This window comes from Candidatus Pandoraea novymonadis, from assembly GCF_003004665.1.
GTDB classification, from domain to species: Bacteria; Pseudomonadota; Gammaproteobacteria; order Burkholderiales; family Burkholderiaceae; genus Pandoraea; species Pandoraea novymonadis.
Map to the genome: position 1 here is coordinate 19,286 of NZ_MUHY01000002.1, position 19,464 is coordinate 38,749.

General features: G+C 44.4%; 14 protein-coding genes. 4 read left to right on the plus strand and 10 right to left on the minus strand.

From position 1 onward, the window contains the following. Window positions 1-276 precede the first annotated feature (276 nt). The 4 genes from purH to BZL35_RS03635 all read right to left on the minus strand — a co-directional run bounded on the left by purH (window position 277) and on the right by BZL35_RS03635 (window position 4,636). On the minus strand, window positions 277-1,839 hold the full coding sequence (gene purH, locus BZL35_RS03620) for a bifunctional phosphoribosylaminoimidazolecarboxamide formyltransferase/IMP cyclohydrolase (protein ID WP_106182896.1): 1,563 nt from the start codon (window positions 1,837-1,839) through the stop codon (window positions 277-279). A gap of 107 nt (window positions 1,840-1,946) precedes the next feature. Next, entirely contained in the window at window positions 1,947-2,180 is a 234-nt protein-coding gene (locus BZL35_RS03625; protein ID WP_106182897.1) for a Fis family transcriptional regulator, read from the minus strand. Next, window positions 2,177-3,205: a tRNA dihydrouridine synthase DusB gene (dusB, locus tag BZL35_RS03630; protein WP_106182898.1), complete on the minus strand. Its 1,029-nt coding sequence runs from the start codon at window positions 3,203-3,205 to the stop codon at window positions 2,177-2,179. The genes BZL35_RS03625 and dusB overlap by 4 nt, the downstream gene beginning before the upstream one ends. 141 nt (window positions 3,206-3,346) lie before the next feature. Continuing rightward, a complete protein-coding gene (locus tag BZL35_RS03635) occupies window positions 3,347-4,636 on the minus strand; it encodes a UbiH/UbiF/VisC/COQ6 family ubiquinone biosynthesis hydroxylase (protein WP_420837021.1) in 1,290 nt (429 codons plus the stop codon). 1,187 nt (window positions 4,637-5,823) lie between these two features. On the opposite strand from BZL35_RS03635, the gene BZL35_RS03640 reads away from it, so the two are divergent. The 4 genes from BZL35_RS03640 to rsmA are packed head-to-tail and all read left to right on the plus strand — an operon-like array spanning window position 5,824 to window position 11,510. Beyond that, window positions 5,824-8,163 carry an LPS-assembly protein LptD gene (locus tag BZL35_RS03640; protein ID WP_106182900.1) on the plus strand — a complete coding sequence of 780 codons (2,340 nt, stop codon included), beginning with the start codon at window positions 5,824-5,826 and terminating at the stop codon, window positions 8,161-8,163. After that, entirely contained in the window at window positions 8,156-9,523 is a 1,368-nt protein-coding gene (locus tag BZL35_RS03645; RefSeq protein ID WP_106182901.1) for a peptidylprolyl isomerase, read from the plus strand. The genes BZL35_RS03640 and BZL35_RS03645 overlap by 8 nt, the downstream gene beginning before the upstream one ends. A 27-nt stretch (window positions 9,524-9,550) precedes the next feature. Then, a complete protein-coding gene (gene pdxA, locus BZL35_RS03650) occupies window positions 9,551-10,606 on the plus strand; it encodes a 4-hydroxythreonine-4-phosphate dehydrogenase PdxA (protein WP_106182902.1) in 1,056 nt (351 codons plus the stop codon). Between the two features lie 58 nt (window positions 10,607-10,664). After that, window positions 10,665-11,510 (plus strand): 16S rRNA (adenine(1518)-N(6)/adenine(1519)-N(6))-dimethyltransferase RsmA, encoded by an 846-nt coding sequence (rsmA, locus tag BZL35_RS03655; RefSeq protein ID WP_181276552.1) that lies wholly within the window; start codon window positions 10,665-10,667, stop codon window positions 11,508-11,510. A gap of 150 nt (window positions 11,511-11,660) precedes the next feature. Here the strand turns inward: rsmA and BZL35_RS03660 are convergent, their stop codons facing one another. From BZL35_RS03660 to ybeY, 6 genes are all read right to left on the minus strand, one after another. After that, the gene (locus tag BZL35_RS03660; RefSeq protein WP_106182903.1) at window positions 11,661-12,398 is read right to left on the minus strand and encodes a lysophospholipid acyltransferase family protein; all 738 of its coding nucleotides are present in this window, start codon (window positions 12,396-12,398) and stop codon (window positions 11,661-11,663) included. 547 nt (window positions 12,399-12,945) lie between these two features. Beyond that, window positions 12,946-15,060 carry a glycine--tRNA ligase subunit beta gene (gene glyS / locus BZL35_RS03670; protein ID WP_106182905.1) on the minus strand — a complete coding sequence of 705 codons (2,115 nt, stop codon included), beginning with the start codon at window positions 15,058-15,060 and terminating at the stop codon, window positions 12,946-12,948. Continuing rightward, the gene (gene glyQ, locus BZL35_RS03675; RefSeq protein ID WP_106182968.1) at window positions 15,060-16,007 is read right to left on the minus strand and encodes a glycine--tRNA ligase subunit alpha; all 948 of its coding nucleotides are present in this window, start codon (window positions 16,005-16,007) and stop codon (window positions 15,060-15,062) included. The genes glyS and glyQ overlap by 1 nt, the downstream gene beginning before the upstream one ends. A 77-nt stretch (window positions 16,008-16,084) precedes the next feature. Further along, window positions 16,085-17,683, minus strand: coding sequence for an apolipoprotein N-acyltransferase (gene lnt, locus BZL35_RS03680; protein WP_245916345.1), 1,599 nt, complete (start codon window positions 17,681-17,683; stop codon window positions 16,085-16,087). Between the two features lie 167 nt (window positions 17,684-17,850). Next, window positions 17,851-18,723, minus strand: coding sequence for an HlyC/CorC family transporter (locus BZL35_RS03685; RefSeq protein WP_106182907.1), 873 nt, complete (start codon window positions 18,721-18,723; stop codon window positions 17,851-17,853). 273 nt (window positions 18,724-18,996) lie between these two features. Then, a complete protein-coding gene (gene ybeY / locus BZL35_RS03690; RefSeq protein ID WP_106182908.1) occupies window positions 18,997-19,464 on the minus strand; it encodes an rRNA maturation RNase YbeY in 468 nt (155 codons plus the stop codon).

A 19,464-nucleotide genomic window follows, 5' to 3' on the forward strand; every position in this document is an offset into this window, starting at 1 on the left:
TCGTCGATGGTATTCAATGCCGAGATTAAATATAGATTTTTTATAAAATACAATCGGCCTGAATAGACTAATAAGCTTCAAAATATTGCGTAACATTGAGAGTGTGGTCGATGGATGGTACTGATTTTTAGGTCAAAAACATTACATGTATATCAGCTCTAGCATATGTAAATAACCTATCTCTGGCAATACCCCAAAAAAAGGCCTCATATCAGATTTTCACTGACCAACCCGTGAGGCCATGCACCCATTTTTTGGTGACCATCTCGTCTCGGATTAATGACGGAAGTGGCGCGTGCCCGTCATCAACATCGCAACGTTCCGTTCGTCGGCAGCTGCAATGACTTCGTCATCTCGCACTGAACCGCCTGGTTGAATCACACATGTGGCGCCAGCATCAACGACAACATCGAGGCCGTCACGAAATGGGAAGAAAGCATCTGATGCTACAGCGGAACCATTGAGCGAAAGCCCTGCATTTTTCGCCTTAATGCTAGCGATACGTGCCGAATCAATTCGACTCATTTGACCGGCACCAATACCCAGTGTCATACCGCAAGCACAGAAGACGATAGCATTCGACTTTACAAATTTCGCAACCCGCCAAGCAAACAAAAGATCGTCCATTTCCTTTGGCGTTGGATGACGCTTCGTGACGACATGAAGTTCGTGTCGCTGTACATTCTTAGCATCCACTGACTGCACTAGCAAACCTCCACCAACACGTTTGACGTCAAAGGCATTCAGACCATGAGCCATAGGAACTTCAAGCAATCGCACGTTTTTTTTTGCAGCAAATACTTGCTTCGCTGCTTCTGAAAATGATGGTGCCAACAGAACTTCTACAAATTGCTTCGCAATCGCCTGTGCTGCAACTTCATCCACTTCGCGATTAAAGGCGATGATCCCACCGAACGCTGAAGTTGAATCAGTTTGGAAGGCTTTTGCATAGGCCTGTGCCACTGTATCTGCCACCGCAATACCACAAGGATTTGCATGTTTGATAATCACGCAAGCGGGCATATCAAATGTTTTTACGCATTCCCACGCAGCATCAGCATCCGCCACGTTATTATACGATAATGCTTTACCTTGAAATTGACAATAGCTCGCCAAGGCCCCTTTCGGTACGACTATATCGCGATAGAAAGCTGCACTTTGATGTGGATTCTCCCCATAGCGCATGTCTTGCACCTTTTCAAAGGCGCAATTCAATACAGCCGGATACGCCGTACGGTCACTATGGCCTGATTCGTCCAAGTTTGTGAGATAGTTCGTAATAGCACCATCGTACTGAGTTGTATGGGCAAATACCTTCGTTGCCAACCGAAAATTTGTAGCATAGGTTACGCTGTTGCTATAAGTCCTCATTTCATCCAGAACAACAGCGTAGTCAGCTGGGTCAACAATAACCGTCACATCACGATGGTTTTTGGCTGCTGATCGAAGCATTGTTGGGCCACCAATGTCAATATTCTCAATGGCGTCTTCGAGCGTGCAATCCTCCTTGGCAATCGTCTGCGCAAAAGGATACAGATTAACAACAAGCAAATCAATTGTAGGAATATTGTACAAATCGAGCGTCTTGATATGCTCTGGAAAGTCACGGCGAGCGAGAATGCCACCGTGCACCTTCGGATGCAGCGTCTTCACGCGACCATCAAGCATCTCAGGAAATCCTGTGTAATCAGAGACTTCAGTGACAGCCACACCAGCCTCTGCTAGTAGCCTAGCGGTACCTCCAGTGGAAAGAATCGATACGCCGATAGCGCTGAGCGACTTGGCGAAGTCGACAATGCCTGTCTTGTCAGAAACCGAGATAAGAGCTTGCTTAATCATGATAAGATGGTGAGATTAGAACGGTAAAATTGCACGAAAAACTCGCCGCGAACAGCATCTATCCTGGAAATAGGAAAATTGGAGCATCAGCTACGACCAACAGACACTTAAAGTAATCCGTATAGTTGTAATTTTTTACGCAGCGTGTTTCGGTTAATACCCAAATATTCGGCGGCTAATGATTGGTTACCATCTGCCTTGCCAAGCACAAACTCAAGGAGTGGTTTTTCAACAACCGAGACTACCATATCGTAAACGTCGTGTGGCCGCGAGCCATCGAGATCTCGAAAATATGAATCCAAACTGTCACGCACGCACTGTTCTATATTAGTTTTGCTCATGCAGCTAACATCTCCCCCGAAGATTCTTGTTCGTAGCAGAGACGCTCCGAATGCGCCTTTTGTTGTTCAAAAAATTCATTGACTTCGCATAATTGTTCCTTCGTGCTACCTAGTTTATTCATACGCTCTCGAAATGCCGCGGCCTTTGGCAAACCACGAGAATACCAAGCAATATGTTTTCGTGCCGTGCGTACACCGGTAATTTCGCCATAAAACGCATAATGATCTCGCAGATGTTCATTCATTATCTCCTGAATCTCGTCAACACGTGGAGACAAAGCTTCCTTGCCAGTCCTTAGAAATAATTCGATATCGCGGAAAATCCATGGCCGCCCTTGGGCAGCCCGCCCAATCATAACCGCATCTGCCCCGGTAAAGGCTAAAACATGTTTTGCCTTGTGTGCCGAGCTAATATCGCCATTGGCAACAATCGGAATTTTCACAGAAGCCTTGACAGCTGCGATCGTTTCATACTCAGCATCACCGTGATATAAATCGGCGCGTGTACGACCGTGAACAGTCAACATACTGATGCCGCAATCTTCCGCAATTTTCGCAACTGTGAGTGCATTTTTATGATCCCGATCCCAACCAGTACGGATCTTAAGCGTAACCGGTACAGAGCCTCCGACAGCAGCGACTACCGCCGACAGGATGCGAAAAATAAGAGCTTCATTTTGAAGCAAAGCTGACCCAGCAGCAACGTTACATACCTGTTTGGCTGGGCAACCCATGTTGATATCAATAATTTGAGCGCCACGTTCAACATTGTGAAGTGCAGCTTCGGCCATCATCACAGGATCAGAACCTGCGATTTGTACTGAAATTGGTGCTACTTCACCGTCATGATTGGCACGCCGCATGATTTTCTGGCTTTTCAATAATTGCGCGTTCGATACAATCATTTCGGAGACAGCATAACCTGCCCCTAATTTTTTACATAGCTGACGGAAAGGTCGATCAGTCACTCCCGCCATAGGAGCAACAAAAAGATTATTACGAAGATTGTGAGAACCAATGCGCACGGGAGGGTAGTGGATACAATTAATTTAAAAGGGTCATTCTACTGTGAAAAGCATTTCACGTCGCTTAAAACCATTTGGTGAACTATATTCAACACTAAAAATCTCATAAGACGTTATATAAGTTTATTTTTTACAGGAAATTTATCTACGTTGTCCGAACATCATTTGCCGTACGAAAGCCGCTTTTATTGGTGGAGCAAGCTCCATTCCAAGGAGTGCAAGACCACGCAGTACCGCAACAGGAGCAATATCAATGCCGAAAATGCGGGGCAGCCAATCAGTAATACGAATCGTTATGCTTCGATCGAGACGGCGTCGGCGTGAAAAATTTTGCAATGCGCATGCACCAAGAGCATCATATTTAATGGCAATTGCTTCAGTCAGGTCAAAAGCATCGCGTAGTCCAAGATTAAGCCCTTGGCCAGCAACAGGATGTAATGTTTGTGCGGCATTACCGATGACAGCCACACAACCATCGACAACATACTCCAAGGCATTTAATCCTAACGAAAAACAAGCACGCCCAGTCACCGTCCTGAAATCGCCCATCCGATCACCGAAAGCAGCATGAAGTTCCGCGAGGAACGAAGCATCTTCCGTATGCAAGCAGCGAGTCGCATCTTCTGGTGAGCGACACCAGACTAGAGAGTACCCATCCTCAAGTGGCAATAATGCAAGTGGTCCTTCAGCACTAAAACGTTCCCAAGCCCAACCAATGCGTGGCCGAGTACACGTGACAAACCCAACCAAAGCGGTTTGCTGATAATCATATCTGTATGTTTTGATCGTTTGATGTTCAAATAAACCACCTTCTGCCTTAATCGCTAAGGATGCACGCAATATTTTGGTATGCTCTTGCTGCTGGTCTCCGATCGTTAAGAAGACTTCCTGGCTCTCTTGTCGAAGGGCAATCAGACGGTATGGTCGAAAATACGTCAGGCCTTGGGTAGGTGTAGGAGGAAATGTTGAAATTAATCTCTGCGGAGTAATAATATCTGCATTTGTATCTGCTTTGAACATCGGCAAACGCGAGAGAGAGTTGTCGAGTGCGTCCATTAAGCTAGCATAACGCACAACATAACCGAGTGCAGGAACAGAGTAATCGCAGCTATCGATTTCGATACTACCAAAATAATTGGCTTGCGAAACATGTATGTGCTGAATGGCAGTATGTGATGTGCTGTACGATTCAGAATCAAACCAAACCCCGGCACGGTCAAGAATTTGACGACTTCCATGAGAGAGAGCCAAAACTCGTGGGTCACAATGGCAAGTTTCCAAACTGCGGGAATCAATTAGTGCGACGCGCAAGTGTGGAGCTCTCTTGGCCAGCAAAAGTGTTAATGTGATACCGACAGGACCTGCGCCAATAATTGCGACATCGTAGTGTGGAGGCATCAATGCATCAGTAGTATTGAGAATAGATGGCACAGACAGGATAACGATGAATTGTGTGATTTAAAACCGTACTAGTGTCTAAAATGATAATAAATGCCAGCAGTTATGGGCCTTGTATATAGATAGCATACATACCGCATAATGTTGCATACAAATGTTGGTATTCAACCAACACTCACCGATGTTCTGTAAAGAGCGCACAGACAATGTATGTACTGGCTAACTCAACCACAAGCACAATACACCACACCAAGAGGAGCCCCAAGAAAAACTCTTACCAAAATTTTAAAATATCCATCACCAAGTCATGGATAGACCAACCCAAAATGACTTAGAGAAGAATTTACATGCTTCGATCTCAAAGAGAGTCAGAGTATATTTCAAACTTGAGTAATCCTTGTATTAGAATCTTTTGCGAAACACGCGAAGGTCATATTATTCAGAAATCTCAAAAACCATCCGCTCCTCAGCGCTTCTGAATCAAGACAATACAGCGGAACTTAAAGAGCATACTTATATTTTAGTATGCACCATTTTAGCAAGTTTACATCTTCCCTAAGACACATTTTATTCATCGAGGATTATACTTAAGGCATTTCCCGTTTTGAGTAACGCCAGTAACCCCAGTGCTTCCGGGGGATCGCGCCGGACCAATAAAAACCAAACAGATGTACTAAAAACATGAAAAAATGTCAATCTCTGGCTCCACTCGTACTGGCAGTAGAACTCTGTAAAGCTTGAATCAAAGGAAAATCAACCTTACAAGAAGACTTCCAGTAGTAAGCAAGAAAATCGAGTTTATGATGCTCATCTCAACCAATAAAAGTCACGTACAAGAAAAATAGTATTATAGGTCGACAAAAAAATCATGGCCCCTTGGAAATCCAAAACACAAGGTTCCGAAGTTACCTCAGCTGGCACTACTAAATTCGTTGGTATGTAATCCCGACAAACGAAAAACCTTGGTTTCTACCCATTCATTTTCATTCATATGGGGAGGCTGGCAAACCGTTCATGAAATGGTTGTATACGAGGACCTGGCAAAAAATCACCGCTTCTGGCAGATATGGATTGTAAAAACAATGTCCATGGATTTTTTTATTCATGCTTTATACACGTCAAAATCTTACAATATAATTAACCCCATATGCTTTTCAAATCTCCTACTTCTCGATTTTCATCGACCACCTCGTTCATACAAGTGCAGCTGAAATACTCGCATGCCTTCGATTGTCATGTCGTTTGCACACATGCCATTTAAACAAATGGCGCTGCCAAATTTTTCATTTATTCAAGCCTTGATACTATCCTTTGCAAGCATCTGGAGTCCCTTAGTACATGCACAGAAAGCCTGGGCCATGCTGCCAGATAGATTAATACTGCGTACAGTCGATGCCTTTGCAGATTTCACCCTGCCGCCTGGCCAAGATATGCCCCTTTTTCTACGGGGTAGACGTATGGAGGGCAGCACTAGACGTGGTTTTACTGTGGATGGAGAGGCCGAAGCTCGTCGTTTTCGCTCGATAGCCAAGGCTGATAGGATAACCTATGATCTGGACTCAGACGAATTGGCCCTATGGGGAAATGTGCGTCTAATCGAAAACGGTAATACCTTTACCGGATCAGAGTTGCATATGTACGCTGGGGCAAGCGAAGGCTATATACTCACGCCAACCTATGAGTTAGCCAATCGAGGAAATGGTTGGTCACAACGCGCCGAGATAATTGGGGGCGATACTATAAGAATCACAAAAGGCACATATACGGGCTGTGCTTGTCAAGAAGATCCTGCTTGGTATATCCGTGCATCAGTTTTTGAATTCGATATGGAAACAAGCACCGGGAAAGCATACAACAGCGTGTTGTTCTTCCAAGGAAAACCAATTTTCGCAAGCCCCTATCTCTCTTTTCCAACCTCGGATACACGTAAATCAGGCTTTCTAGCGACGACTTTTTCGCACTCCAGCACGACTGGTTTCGAATTGATGACACCATATTATTTCAACATTTCGCCAAATCGTGATCTAACTATAACGCCGCGCATGACGTCCAAGCGAGGCATTATCTGGAATGCAAATCTACGCTATCTTGAACCCAACTATTCCGGCATGTTTCATATGGAGTATTTGCCAAATGACCATGGGATGAACGGCAAACCCAATCGATATTCCTATACGTGGTCACATCAACAGTCAATGGCCTTCGACATCGGCACGTATATCAATTTCACTAAGATTTCGGATAATACTTACCCTGAGGACTTTGGAGTATCAGGTAAAACCTTCCAGACGACCGGTATGACTCGTCTTTACAATCGTGAAGCCGGCCTGAATTGGTCTAAGGGAAATTGGTCGTTATTAGCACGTGTATTGAAATATCAAGTATTAGCACCTAGCACAGCGCCATACGAACGTGTACCACAGTTGTTGGCTACCTATTCAAAATTAGATTGGCATGGTTTCGACTTCACAATGCCAGTTGACTATACACGTTTCCGGATTGGGTTACTTAGTACTCCTCAACCTAATGGTGAACGCTTGTACATAAAGCCGACGTTAAGCTATCCTATACTAAGACCCGGATACTTCGTGATTCCGAGAGTTATATTCAATGCTTCTTCTTACAGGCTCCAAAATTCTACGTGGGGAATAGAGAACACCATCAATCGGACGTTACCAACATTCAGCCTTGATACCGGTCTTTTATTCGAACGGTCAGTTCATTTGTTTGGATTGAATATGATTCAAACGCTTGAACCACGGATATTTTACGTCTATTCGCCCTATCGTAATCAGAATGCACTTCCATTGTTCGATACAGCAGAAGCAAGCTGTAACTTATCAGAAATCTTTAGTGAGAATTCATTCGTCGGCAACGACCGTATTATTGATGCCAATCGAATAACTATGGGCATATCGTCGCATTTTATGGATGCTAACAGTGGTATCCAGCGTGCTCACTTCTGGTTAGCACAACGCTATAACCTCCAAGAATCTCGGGTCACGCTGATGAAAAGCTTGAGGCCGAATAATGCTGGGGTATCGGATCTATTCGCAGGAGCATCAGTCTTTATCGCACCTCCTCTTAGCTTAACGACCGCATTGCGTTATAGTGCGAACGACTCGAAAATTGACCGAGGAGATGTCGCTATCGCATGGCATCCTGGAGAACGTAAAATTTTAAACGCTCACTATCGTTATTTACGTACTTCACCAATTATTGGAGAATCAGCTATCAACCAGGTAGAACTTTCGGGACAGTGGCCAATCACACATCGATTTGGTGTCGTAGCTAGGTTGAACTACAGCCTCGCTGACAAAACCGTCATCGATAGCTTAGGCGGTTTAGAGTATGATAGCAACTGTTGGGCGTTTCGTTTTGGCATGCAGCGATATGCAACAAATACAATGACCCGAACGACTAGATTTCTTGCTCAGATGGAACTCAAAGGCCTAACCAAATCTGGGACTTCCACGACAGAAGCCTTTAAAGTCGCAGTGCCAAATTATATGACAGCACCGACGAAACAAATTCCTTCTCGATTCAATAACTATGAATGACTTCATTGTGATACGTCTATCGCTGCTAGCGATTCTCTGTTTGGGTGCCAATTTAGCCTTAGCCCAACCAGCATCTACTAGCACAAAAATACTGTCTTTGGAAAAAAAAACAGTATTATCGGTCGAGCCGCTGGATTCAATTATTGCATTAGTCAATGATAACGTGATCACCAAGCAGGAGCTTGATCAACGTGTGTCCGAAATCTTGCGCGAGTTAAAACAACAGAAACGTACTACTCCAGCGAGTAATTTATTGCAACACCAAATTTTGAAGGAGATGGTCATCACACTATTGCAATTAGAGGCGGCAAAAGAAAGAGGTATCGCAGTTTCAGATGAAGATGTAGAGCATAGTGTGCAACGCGCAGCCACTAATAATCATATGTCAATTAATCAATACCGTAGCCACTTACAGTCACATGGAATACAGTGGCCTGTATTCCGTCAACGAATGCGTGATCAGATAACCATAGACCGTTTGCGTAGCAACGAAATAGACAGTCAAGTACAGGTGAGTGAATTTGAGATAAATACCTTCTTAGCTGCGCAACGGGGCGCGCCAACCATACCAAGCGAGCCAGAATACCGGTTGGCACAAATTCTGGTGAAAGTGCCTAATATAGCGACAGATGAGGAGGTAAATATAGCAAAAAAAAAGGCAGAAAAAATTTTTTTAAAAGCAAAGTCCGGTGCTAATTTTAAAAAATTAGCACAAAAATATTCCGAAAGTTCAAACGCTGTGAATGGCGGTGACATGGGCTACCGTATTCCGGAACGGATTCCTGATTTTTTTCTGACGGAGGTAAGTAAGTTACGTATAGGAGAAGTAGTACCAAAAATTTTACGTAGTAGTAATGGCTTCTACATTTTGAAACTACTAGCAACTCGTCAGCAACAACCGGTACAAAATACTATGACGGTACCACAAATTCATGCCCGTCATATCCTAATCCGGACTGGAAATGGTATCCACCATGAGCAACAAGCACGCCAGAAATTACTAAAAGTTAAGGCTCAATTACAAAAAGGTCAAGTTGAGTTTAGTAACGTTGGAAACCGACTTTATGCAGATGGTTTTGCTGCACAAAGTGATGATTTGGGTTGGCTTTCACCTGGAGAAGCTATGCCAGCGTTTGAGCAAGCGTTATCGAAACTGAAAGATGGTCAGATTAGCGACCCAGTAATGAGCGAATATGGTTATCATCTAATTCAAGTAATCGGACATAGAGAAGGCCAAATCAGTGTCGATAAGGAGCGCAACCTTGCTACACATTTACTACGCGTCCGTAAGGCGGAACAACACTATCTTGACTGGTTACAGCAACTGTACAATACCGCCTACGTTGAGTATCGTATTTAAAACAGACAGCAATACGAAGAAAAACAGATGAGTATCACACGGCCAATTATATTAGCGATCACAACAGGTGAACCTGCTGGTATCGGGCCAGAGCTAACCCTGCAGGCACTAACAACACTCCAAAATAAGATGCCTGACGTTGCTGGTAGCAATATATCGACAAAAGAGATTTTTTCTTCTGCTAAATTTTGCATTTTGGGTGATCCTGGATTGTTGTCAGCGCGTGCTCGTATGCTAGGTTTAGAAGATTCCTGGCACCGTCTGTTATCTAGCACACGTGTGCAGGTAGTGTCACATGCTTTGGCAAGACCGGTGGTAGCAGGTCAGCTTGACCCTGCTAATGGGCGATATGTTTTATCGTTGCTCGATGATGCGATTGATGGAGCTATGGCCGGTAGTTATGACGCGATTGTGACTGCTCCTCTACAAAAAAGCACAATAAACGATAGCGGTGTATGCTTTATTGGTCATACTGAGTATCTTGCGGAGCGCACTCAAACGTGTAAGGTCGTCATGATGTTGGCGGGAGGAGGTATCCGTGTTGCACTCGCAACAACACATTTGCCATTAGCAAAAGTTCCTGACGCTATCCACTATCACAGCCTATTAGCAACACTAAAAATTATCGATTTAAGTCTACGTCGCGACTTCGGTATCACAGCTCCACATATTCTCGTCACCGGCTTAAATCCACATGCAGGAGAATCGGGTTACTTGGGACGTGAGGAGATTGATATCATTACACCAGCAATTGACAATGCACGGGCTCTTGGGATTCGCGCAACTGGGCCATACCCTGCAGACACATTGTTTCAACCACGTCATCTCGAAGGAGCCGATTGTGTGCTAGCAATGTATCATGACCAAGGCTTGCCTGTACTCAAATACAAAAGCTTTGGTGTAGGAGTCAATATCACATTAGGCCTGCCAATCATCCGAACATCTGTTGATCACGGCACCGCACTTGATCTTTCTGGCACGGGGCGTGCCGATAGCGGCAGTTTGATCGAAGCGATGCGCATAGCAATATTGATGGCAAAAAATCGTACCGCAATTAGCATGCGACCCATTCCGATCCATTAAAATTCTCCTTTTTTCAAAAATCCCTCCCACGATTACCATATTCATAAGGATTTTTTAAATGAAAATTAGCACAGGTAAACGTATGGGGATCCATCAAGGACACATTGCACATAAACGTTTTGGACAAAACTTCCTGGTCGACACCAATATCATCTCAGGCATTATTCATTTGATTGCCCCCCAAAAAAAAGATTTAGTAGTAGAGATTGGGCCGGGACTAGGTGCTTTGACGGCTCCGTTAACCGATTGGTTATCTCATCTACATGTAGTAGAGATAGATCGTGATCTAGTGGTTCGCTTGAAAAAACGCTTTCTTACCCGTGTGACAGTCCATGCAGGTGATGCTCTTGATTTCAATTTTCAAGATTTATTGCCAGAAGATAGAAATCAGGCAGAAACACTGCTACGCATTGTCGGCAATTTACCATATAACATCTCAACTCCACTGCTATTCCATCTCATGCGATTTGCCTTGATTGTTCGGGATCAACACTTTATGTTGCAAAATGAAGTGGTTGAAAGAATAGCAGCAGTACCTGGATCATCTAATTACAGTCGTCTCTCCGTGATGCTGCAGTATCGTTACTGGATAAACAAAGTTATGGATGTCCCACCTGAAGCTTTTAAGCCGATACCAAAAGTAAATTCGGCCATTGTACGGATGATACCCCGTGCTGTGACAGAATTGCCGAAAGTAGATCTACCAACCTTCGAAAGGTTAGTCGCACAAGCTTTCTCTCAACGTCGAAAAATGTTACGTAACACTTTGATTACCTATAGAGATCAGTTCGACTTTGACGTTTTAGGTTTCGATTTAACGCGCCGGGCAGAAGATGTTTCTGTTGAAGAATACGTTATGCTCGCGCAGGCTGTAAGTGCTGTCAAGAGCACAACTAATTTATAACAAAAGCTGATGCCCCAACACAGTATGATTAAAAAATAGGTTATAAATCAGACATTTGCTAACCAGAAAATCTCTGGACAGTTTAGTCAAACCACGGACTGTCAAAGCAGCAGGGAATAATCTCCAAGAAACTTGGCTAATATTGTGATGCTACTCCTGACGACACAGGTGAGCCTTCGGATCCAGCCGATACATCTCTTTCTCGATCCAAGCTTGAGCCTCACTATTAACCGCTTCAGCAGTGCAACCTGCGGTATGTATCACCGGACCAATCGATATGGTAATCTCACCAGGATACTTGAGAAATGAGTGACGCGGCCAAAATCGGCCAGCATTATGAGCGATTGGCACAACAACTGCTTTAGCAGTAACCGCTAAACGTGCGCCGCCAGACTTGAATTTTTTACGTGTTCCGATGGGCGTGCGCGTGCCTTCTGGAAAAAGAATAATCCACGAACCTTCCGACAAGCGTTGTTTCCCTTGATTGACTATAGACTGAAACGCATCGGAACCTTTCTTACGATTGATGTGGATCATACTCAACAAACCAAGCGCCCAGCCAAAAAACGGCACGAATAGTAATTCTCGCTTAAACACAAAACACAATGGACGTGGCATCAGCCCAGGAAGCGCAAACGTTTCCCATACGGATTGATGTTTTGACAGCAGCACAGCAGGGCCATCTGGTAAATTTTCGCAACCGATAACACGATAGCGAATACCACATACCCAGCGACAAATCCAAAGCATAGTTCGACACCAACCAACAGCAACCCAATAACGTTTAGCATGAGATAAAAACGGAAAAAGGATAAAGCACCCTACAGAGTATGGAATCGTCAAAAGAAATTGGGAAATGAGAAATAATGCAGAGCGAAGTGGCAGCATGCTAGTGTCAAAAAAATTGCCGTGTCGAGTCATCTCAATGAATGAGTATTAAAAGAAAGTCAAACACAAAAAGCCAGATTTTTATGGGCCTGCGTACCTTTAGGAAGATTACCTTCAGACTAAGTTTTCTTACCATTTCCAGTAAGAAAAAAATGCTGAGCGCCACCAACAACATCCTAGCTTGGAGATCTCGAAGTAAATCACCACCAACAACTGGTATACTCTTCAAATCCAGCTTATAACGGCATGCAGTGAGGGTATCTTCGTGTGATAGCACTAAGTGCACTCACGTCAAATAAATCTCGGCCAACTCCGCTTTGATGACTCGATACAAAAAATCGGCAGCCGGCTTAATTTAACTGACTGATTTCTTCCAAACTGCCAGGAATGGCAACCAACTTTTCGGATGTCTTGATAAACTGATCAGAGTCGATTTTTAATAAGACTATCTCGATTCAAAATTAGCATAACTTGCGGGAGATGGTTCCGTTGTAAAGTCTATCTTTGTGTGAGTCATCTGATGTGCTGTAAGGCACAGCATAGCACATCAGATGAAAAGCTTAGAGAGATTCGCAACACGGTTCATTTGGAGATATACACCACTCAAGAGTTTCAGACGATTATTTCGCAGCGTTTCATCTTCCACCATCACCATCACGTCGTTAAAAAAAGCATCAACAACCCCACGCAATTGAACCAATGCGAGCAGTGCCTCACTATAAGCACCTGCTCTGTATTTCGTATCAACAATCAACGTGACATTTTCCAATTCAACAGCAAGCGATCTCTCAGCGACTTCAACTAAGCATAATGGATCAATCGTGTCATGCGTAAATAATGGATTTTTCTTCAATATATTGCCAATGCGTTTGTTCGTGGCAATCAATGCCGCCGCCTCCGGCATCGCGACGAAGGTACATAAAGCGTCGAGGCGAGCCGGCAATTCTGACAAATCCTGCGGACCAACCGCTAGTACAGCTTCGATTTCGTTAACCCCGTAGCCACGCTCACGCAGATAGCCACGCAAACGCTCATAGATGAATAACATCACGTCCTTCAAATAATCGATAGAAGCAACCCCTGACGTGAATTGAGTGTATGTCATCTTCAACAATACATCGAGCTTCAATGATAAACGTTTCTCGATCAATATTCGGATGATTCCAAATGCATGACGCCGGAGGGCGAATGGGTCTTTTTCACCCGTAGGTTGCAAGCCAATGCCCCAGATACCAACCAGTATTTCAAGCTTATCTGCTAACGCAACGGCGATGCCGATTGCGCTGGTCGGCAATGTGTCGCCAGCAAAACGTGGTTGATAGTGTTCAAAGCACGCGAGAGCAACCTCGTCAACTTCGCCATCGTGGCGAGCATAGTACATACCCATCGTGCCTTGAAGCTCAGGGAATTCGCCAACCATATCTGTGAGCAAGTCAGCTTTTGCCAACAAAGCAGCCCGTTTAGCAAGTACCTTATCAATACTCATCAAGACAGCAATTTCACCGGCCAAGGCTTCGAGGCGCTGTGATCGTTGCTGCTGAGAACCAAGCTTATTATGATAAATAACATTCCCGAGCAGGGGTACACGAGCAGCTAAGGATTTTTTCTTATCTTGTTCAAAGAAAAACTTGGCGTCGGCCAACCGCGATCGTACAACACGTTCGTTGCCCATCACGATTTGCTCAGAAGCATCGGTCATAAGGTTAGAAACAATTAGAAAACGGTTGATAAGCCGACCACCATCGATCAAGGGCTTGTCCGTGAGAGCGAAGTATTTCTGATTCATCTGCATCGTGAGAATCAGACATTCTTGTGGTAATGTGAGGAATTCCGGCTCAAAGTTACAAACGTAGACAGCGGGAAATTCGACTAAAGCAGTGACTTCTTCAAGTAAAGTATCAGGCATGACAACACAATCGTTATCAGCAACTTCGAGCAATTGTGTGCGGATCAGCTCGCGGCGGCACATAAAATTAGCAATAATTTTCCCTTCAGTGAGCAACGTATCTGCATAATCATCTGCGTGAGCAATGATGACCTCGCCACTAGAGAGAAAACGATGACCTTGGGTGCGATTACTCGAGGTTAATCCAAGGGCGGTAACTGGCACCACGCAATTGCCATGCAAAGCAATCAATCCATGAACAGGTCGTACAAATTGCACTGTTTCCCCATCCGGACGCTGATAATTCATCATCTTGGAAATAGGGAGCTTACTAAGCGTATCATCAAGCACAGCTTGTAGGGCATCATGCAGGGTATCGCCCGGAGTAATATAGGTGTAGAAAAAAGCTTCATCCTTACCGTCCATCACACGCTCAAGTGAAGACACTGGAAGGTTGGGAAAGCCCAACGCTGTTAATTTCTTTACTAAGGATCGACTTGGGTTGCCTTTCGAATCAAGGGCAACAGAGACAGGTAGGACTTTTACTCGAATCGCGACGTCCGGTACCCGTTCACTAACCTTGGTAATCGATACAGCGAGTCGCCGCGGAGTGGCGAAAGGAGTGATCGTGCTACATCCATTGGCATCCAGAAAGCCACGCATGCGCAAATGATAAACAATGCCATGCGCAAATGCCTCAGCCAAACAAGACAGTGTCTTAGGTGGTAGTTCTTCCATCAGCAATTCGATGAGCAAAGTATTTTGTGGAACACTCATTATGCGATCGATGATGTTTTGGAGTTAGAAACAGAAGTGAAGTCATCGAGCATTGGAAAGCCCAACTTCTCACGTGAGTCGTAGTATGCTTTTGCAATGAGACGTGACAAAGTACGAATGCGACCGATGTACGCTACGCGTTCCGTTACTGAAATCGCACCACGCGCATCCATTAGATTAAAGGTGTGAGCGGATTTCAAAAGCATTTCATACGCTGGCAATACCAGCCCAGATTCAATCAAACGCTTCGTTTCGAACTCGTAATTATTAAAGAAGTCAAACAGCATCGGCTTATTCGAATTCTCGAAATTATATTTCGATTGTTCAACTTCATTCTGATGAAAAACATCACCATATCTCAAAGAGCGTTTGACAAGACCTTTAGGGGAACTCTCTTTCCATTCTGTCCATATCAGATCATAAACACTCTCAACTTGCTGAAGAGACATGGCTAAACGCTCAATGCCATAAGTAATTTCACTCAGCACCGGTTTACAATCGAGACCACCAACCTGTTGGAAATAGGTAAACTGAGTTACCTCCATACCATTTAGCCACACTTCCCAACCAAGTCCCCAGGCACCCAGGGTTGGATTTTCCCAATCATCTTCCACGAAGCGGACATCATTTTTCGTGAGGTCAATGCCAAGCGCATTAAGCGAACCGAGATAGAGATCAAGAATATTTTCTGGGGCCGGTTTGAATACAACCTGATACTGATAGTAGCACTGCATTCGGTTAGGATTTTCCCCATAACGGCCATCCTTGGGACGCCGTGATGGTTGGACGTAAGCAGCACGCCACGGCTCAGGGCCGATGGCACGCAAGAACGTAGCGGTATGCGAAGTGCCTGCGCCGATTTCCATGTCGTAAGGCTGAAGTAAAGCACAACCTTGCTTATCCCAATAAGCCTGCAATCTCAAGATTACTTCTTGAAAGGTAAGTATGATCAATTTTCGACAATAACGTAAAGTATGACGGCACTCATTGGACTTCTATCTGTTAATCCAAAAAACTTAGATGACTAATCGGATATTGTAGCTGAATTTACTCCCATTGCGGGATTGTTCACGAATCGCACCGCAAACTTGTCACTAAACATGGCTAAGATGGATAAAATAAGCAAGGGTAAATTACCGAAGCGCAAGTAAGGGGTCAAACCTATGGTTGGCTGAAAACAACCAGTCAACACACCCGTAGTAAATCGTGGCAAGTGCGCAATCACATGACCTTGACTATCGACGATCGCAGTGATGCCGGTGTTTGCAGCGCGCAAAATCGGGCGCCCCGTCTCTAAGGTACGCATGCGGGAAATCTGCAAATGCTGGTCAATGGCAATTGTGTTACCAAACCACCCAAGATTTGTCGAATTCACAAGAAATGTTGCAGGTTCACGCATATTACGTAAAGTTTTGGCGATTTCTTCACCAAATAAATCCTCGTAACAGATATCCAGGGCTGCGCGTTGACCTGATACAGCGAAACCAGTGGACATCATTGAACCACTTAGAAAATTACCCAATGGAATACTCATTTGATCAACGAACCAACGAAATCCCCAAGGGATAAACTCGCCGAACGGTACTAAGTGTTGTTTGTCATATCGGTACAGCGTCGAATCTTTAGGAGAAATGCCGAAGAGGCTGTTGGTCAGATTACTGACACGGCCCTCTGGGGTGAAAGTTGCTCCGACTGTTCCTATTAAGAGGTGAGAACCTGTTGTATCCGCGAATTGATGTAGCTGGGTCATAATCTCGGACGGAATATGCTGCTGTAGCACGGTGAATGCTGTTTCTGGGGTAATAATCAAATCAGCAGGTTCGGCGATAATCATATCACGGTATAAGGTCATAGCGATGTCAACACCCTCCCTCTCGAATTTCATGCCTTGTGAGATATTTCCTTGCAGCAAACGTACAGTAAGAGGCTGACCGATTGGAATGGTATACGCATGGGCCCTGAGTCCAATACCAATAATAAGGATCACGCAAATGCCAACAATGATTTTGATTCGAAAATAGGGTGTTTTAACACTCGCGTTAATAGGAAGTAGCGCTTTCCCCAACAACGCGGAGGTGAGCGCTGCGATACCTCCAACCCCGTAGACACCCAAAACAGGTGCAAAACCTGCAAGCGGCCCATCGATATGCGCATAGCCAGAAGATAGCCAAGGAAAACCCGTGAAAACAACACCACGAAGCCATTCAAAAATAGTCCAAGCACCAGCGAATACGCAAGTACTCCAAAGATAGGTAGCGCACAAAACACGAGTGATCCAGGCAGCACAGGCTATGTAGAGCGAGAGATAGAGACTGCAAAGTACAACAGCTACAGCGGCTATCGGTGCGAAGAGGCCTCCATATGTATGCATGCTAATGTAAAGCCACCAGATACCTGAGATAAAACTCGTAAAGCCGAAAGTACCACCTATCCAGGCAGCGTGCCGACCCGAGTCGGCACGATCAATGAGCGTGAATAAGCCCGCCTGTGCTAATAGTTGTAGCCACCATATTTCTAGTGGCGCAAAAGCGAGCGCTTGAGCAATCCCTGCAACACTAGCTAGCGCATAAGAGCGCCATTTCGGCCAGCTGATTATCCGCAGAGTAGAGTCAAATATCCTCAATTTACATAAAATTTTTAAGGTACGAAGACATCATATCGATTGAAATATCTATACGACGAGCAGCAATACCCAAAGGCCATTGCTAAAAAAAATATCCTCATGGGTATATGAAAGTGTCATCTCTCATGACACTTTTTTTAAAAATATCAACACCAACAAAGTATTTCTTAAACGCATTCCGCTTGTGCTTTTTTCATTTTGGCTGCATCACACATCAGTAGCATATGGATTTGACGGCCATCCGCACGCAGTACCTCAAACAACAGGTTATCGATCCGCAAACGTTCGCCGCGACGTGGTACACGCCCAAACTGGTGTGTAATCATGCCACCAAGTGTATCGTTCTCTTCGTCATGAAAATGTGTGCCAAAGGTTTCGTTAAACTGCGTGATTTCGGTCAAAGCACGAATACGATAAGTACCGTCCGGCGTAGCAATGATGTTATCTTCTTCCTCGTCCAAATCGAACTCATCTTCAATATCGCCGACGATTTGTTCTAGGACATCCTCAATAGTAATAAGTCCAGCGACGCCTCCATACTCATCGACGACAATAGCGATGTGATTCCGATTAACGCGAAAGTCGTGCAGCAGGACATTCAAACGTTTCGACTCCGGAATAAAGATAGCTGGTCGTAACATATCACGCACATCAAAATTCTGACCTGCATAAAAACGCAAAAGATCTTTCGACAGCAAAATACCAATAATATTGTCGCGGTTAGTTTCATATACTGGATAACGTGAATGTCCTTGCTCCAAAACAAAAGCCATGAAAGTTTCCGGAGGATGTGCGATGTTGATTGCATCCATCTGAGCCCGAGGCACCATGATGTCACGAGCACATAAATCAGCAACTTGGAAAACGCCTTCGATCATCGCAATGGAATCGGAATCCATTAGGTTACGTTCATGAGCCTCTTGTAGCATCTCCAATAACTCACCGCGCGATCCCGGTTCAGGAGAGATGATGTCTATCAAACGCTCAAACAAGGAGCGAGTTTTTTCAGTAGATTTTCGACTAAGATAGGAGTCGTTCATGAGGGCGCGTCCAGTTTGGGAGGACGCCTAAGTTACAGAATTTTTAAGCATACACTAAGCACGTCTTCTTTTATTAACCGTTTGCATTACAGATTCATTCATTTCAACGAGATAGTCTTGCTTCGAGGTAGTATATTAGACATATAAAGATCGAGCGAAAATATTTTGCAAATGGGATCAAGCCAGTTAGAATAAGCACTCTATGGGAAACATTATAAAAAAACAAATGTCTCATTCCTCTTTAATGGAATATTTTTTGCTTGCATGATCAGACTAAGCAGAATGGTAAGGATCCGAAAAACCAAGTCTATCAAGTATTTCAATTTCGATAGACTCCATTTCAGCAGCCTCATCCTCTTCTTTGTGGTCATAGCCTTGCGCATGCAGCACACCATGAACAATGAGATGCGCATAATGAGCATCGATTAAAATTTTTCTCTCACTCGCTTCGCGCTCGACAACAGGGCAACAGAGAACAATGTCACCGCTGATAGGATCAGCTTCGTTTTCTGAATACGCGAAGGTTAGAACGTTGGTGGCATAATCCTTACCACGATATCTGTAGTTGAGATTTTTTCCCTCTTCTTCATCAACAAAGCGGAGCGTCAACTCTGCATCATTCAAGAGTGCAGTCTGCACCCAGATGCGCAATGTAGTAGACGGTAATATGTCCTTATGATTAGTAAAAAGCGGTGCGACGAACTGTATGGTCAACTTGAGAGAAGATTTTTTTGCCTTCAT

Bases quoted from the DNA above. Each gene is read 5' to 3' on its own strand.
- purH (WP_106182896.1), bottom strand. From the start codon at position 1,839: ATGATTAAGCAAGCTCTTATCTCGGTTTCTGACAAGACAGGCATTGTC.
- BZL35_RS03625 (WP_106182897.1), bottom strand. From the start codon at position 2,180: ATGAGCAAAACTAATATAGAACAGTGCGTGCGTGACAGTTTGGATTCA.
- BZL35_RS03640 (WP_106182900.1), top strand. From the start codon at position 5,824: ATGCCTTCGATTGTCATGTCGTTTGCACACATGCCATTTAAACAAATG.
- BZL35_RS03645 (WP_106182901.1), top strand. From the start codon at position 8,156: ATGAATGACTTCATTGTGATACGTCTATCGCTGCTAGCGATTCTCTGT.
- pdxA (WP_106182902.1), top strand. From the start codon at position 9,551: ATGAGTATCACACGGCCAATTATATTAGCGATCACAACAGGTGAACCT.
- rsmA (WP_181276552.1), top strand. From the start codon at position 10,665: ATGAAAATTAGCACAGGTAAACGTATGGGGATCCATCAAGGACACATT.
- BZL35_RS03660 (WP_106182903.1), bottom strand. From the start codon at position 12,398: ATGCTGCCACTTCGCTCTGCATTATTTCTCATTTCCCAATTTCTTTTG.
- glyS (WP_106182905.1), bottom strand. From the start codon at position 15,060: ATGAGTGTTCCACAAAATACTTTGCTCATCGAATTGCTGATGGAAGAA.
- BZL35_RS03685 (WP_106182907.1), bottom strand. From the start codon at position 18,723: ATGAACGACTCCTATCTTAGTCGAAAATCTACTGAAAAAACTCGCTCC.
- ybeY (WP_106182908.1), bottom strand. From the start codon at position 19,464: ATGAAGGCAAAAAAATCTTCTCTCAAGTTGACCATACAGTTCGTCGCA.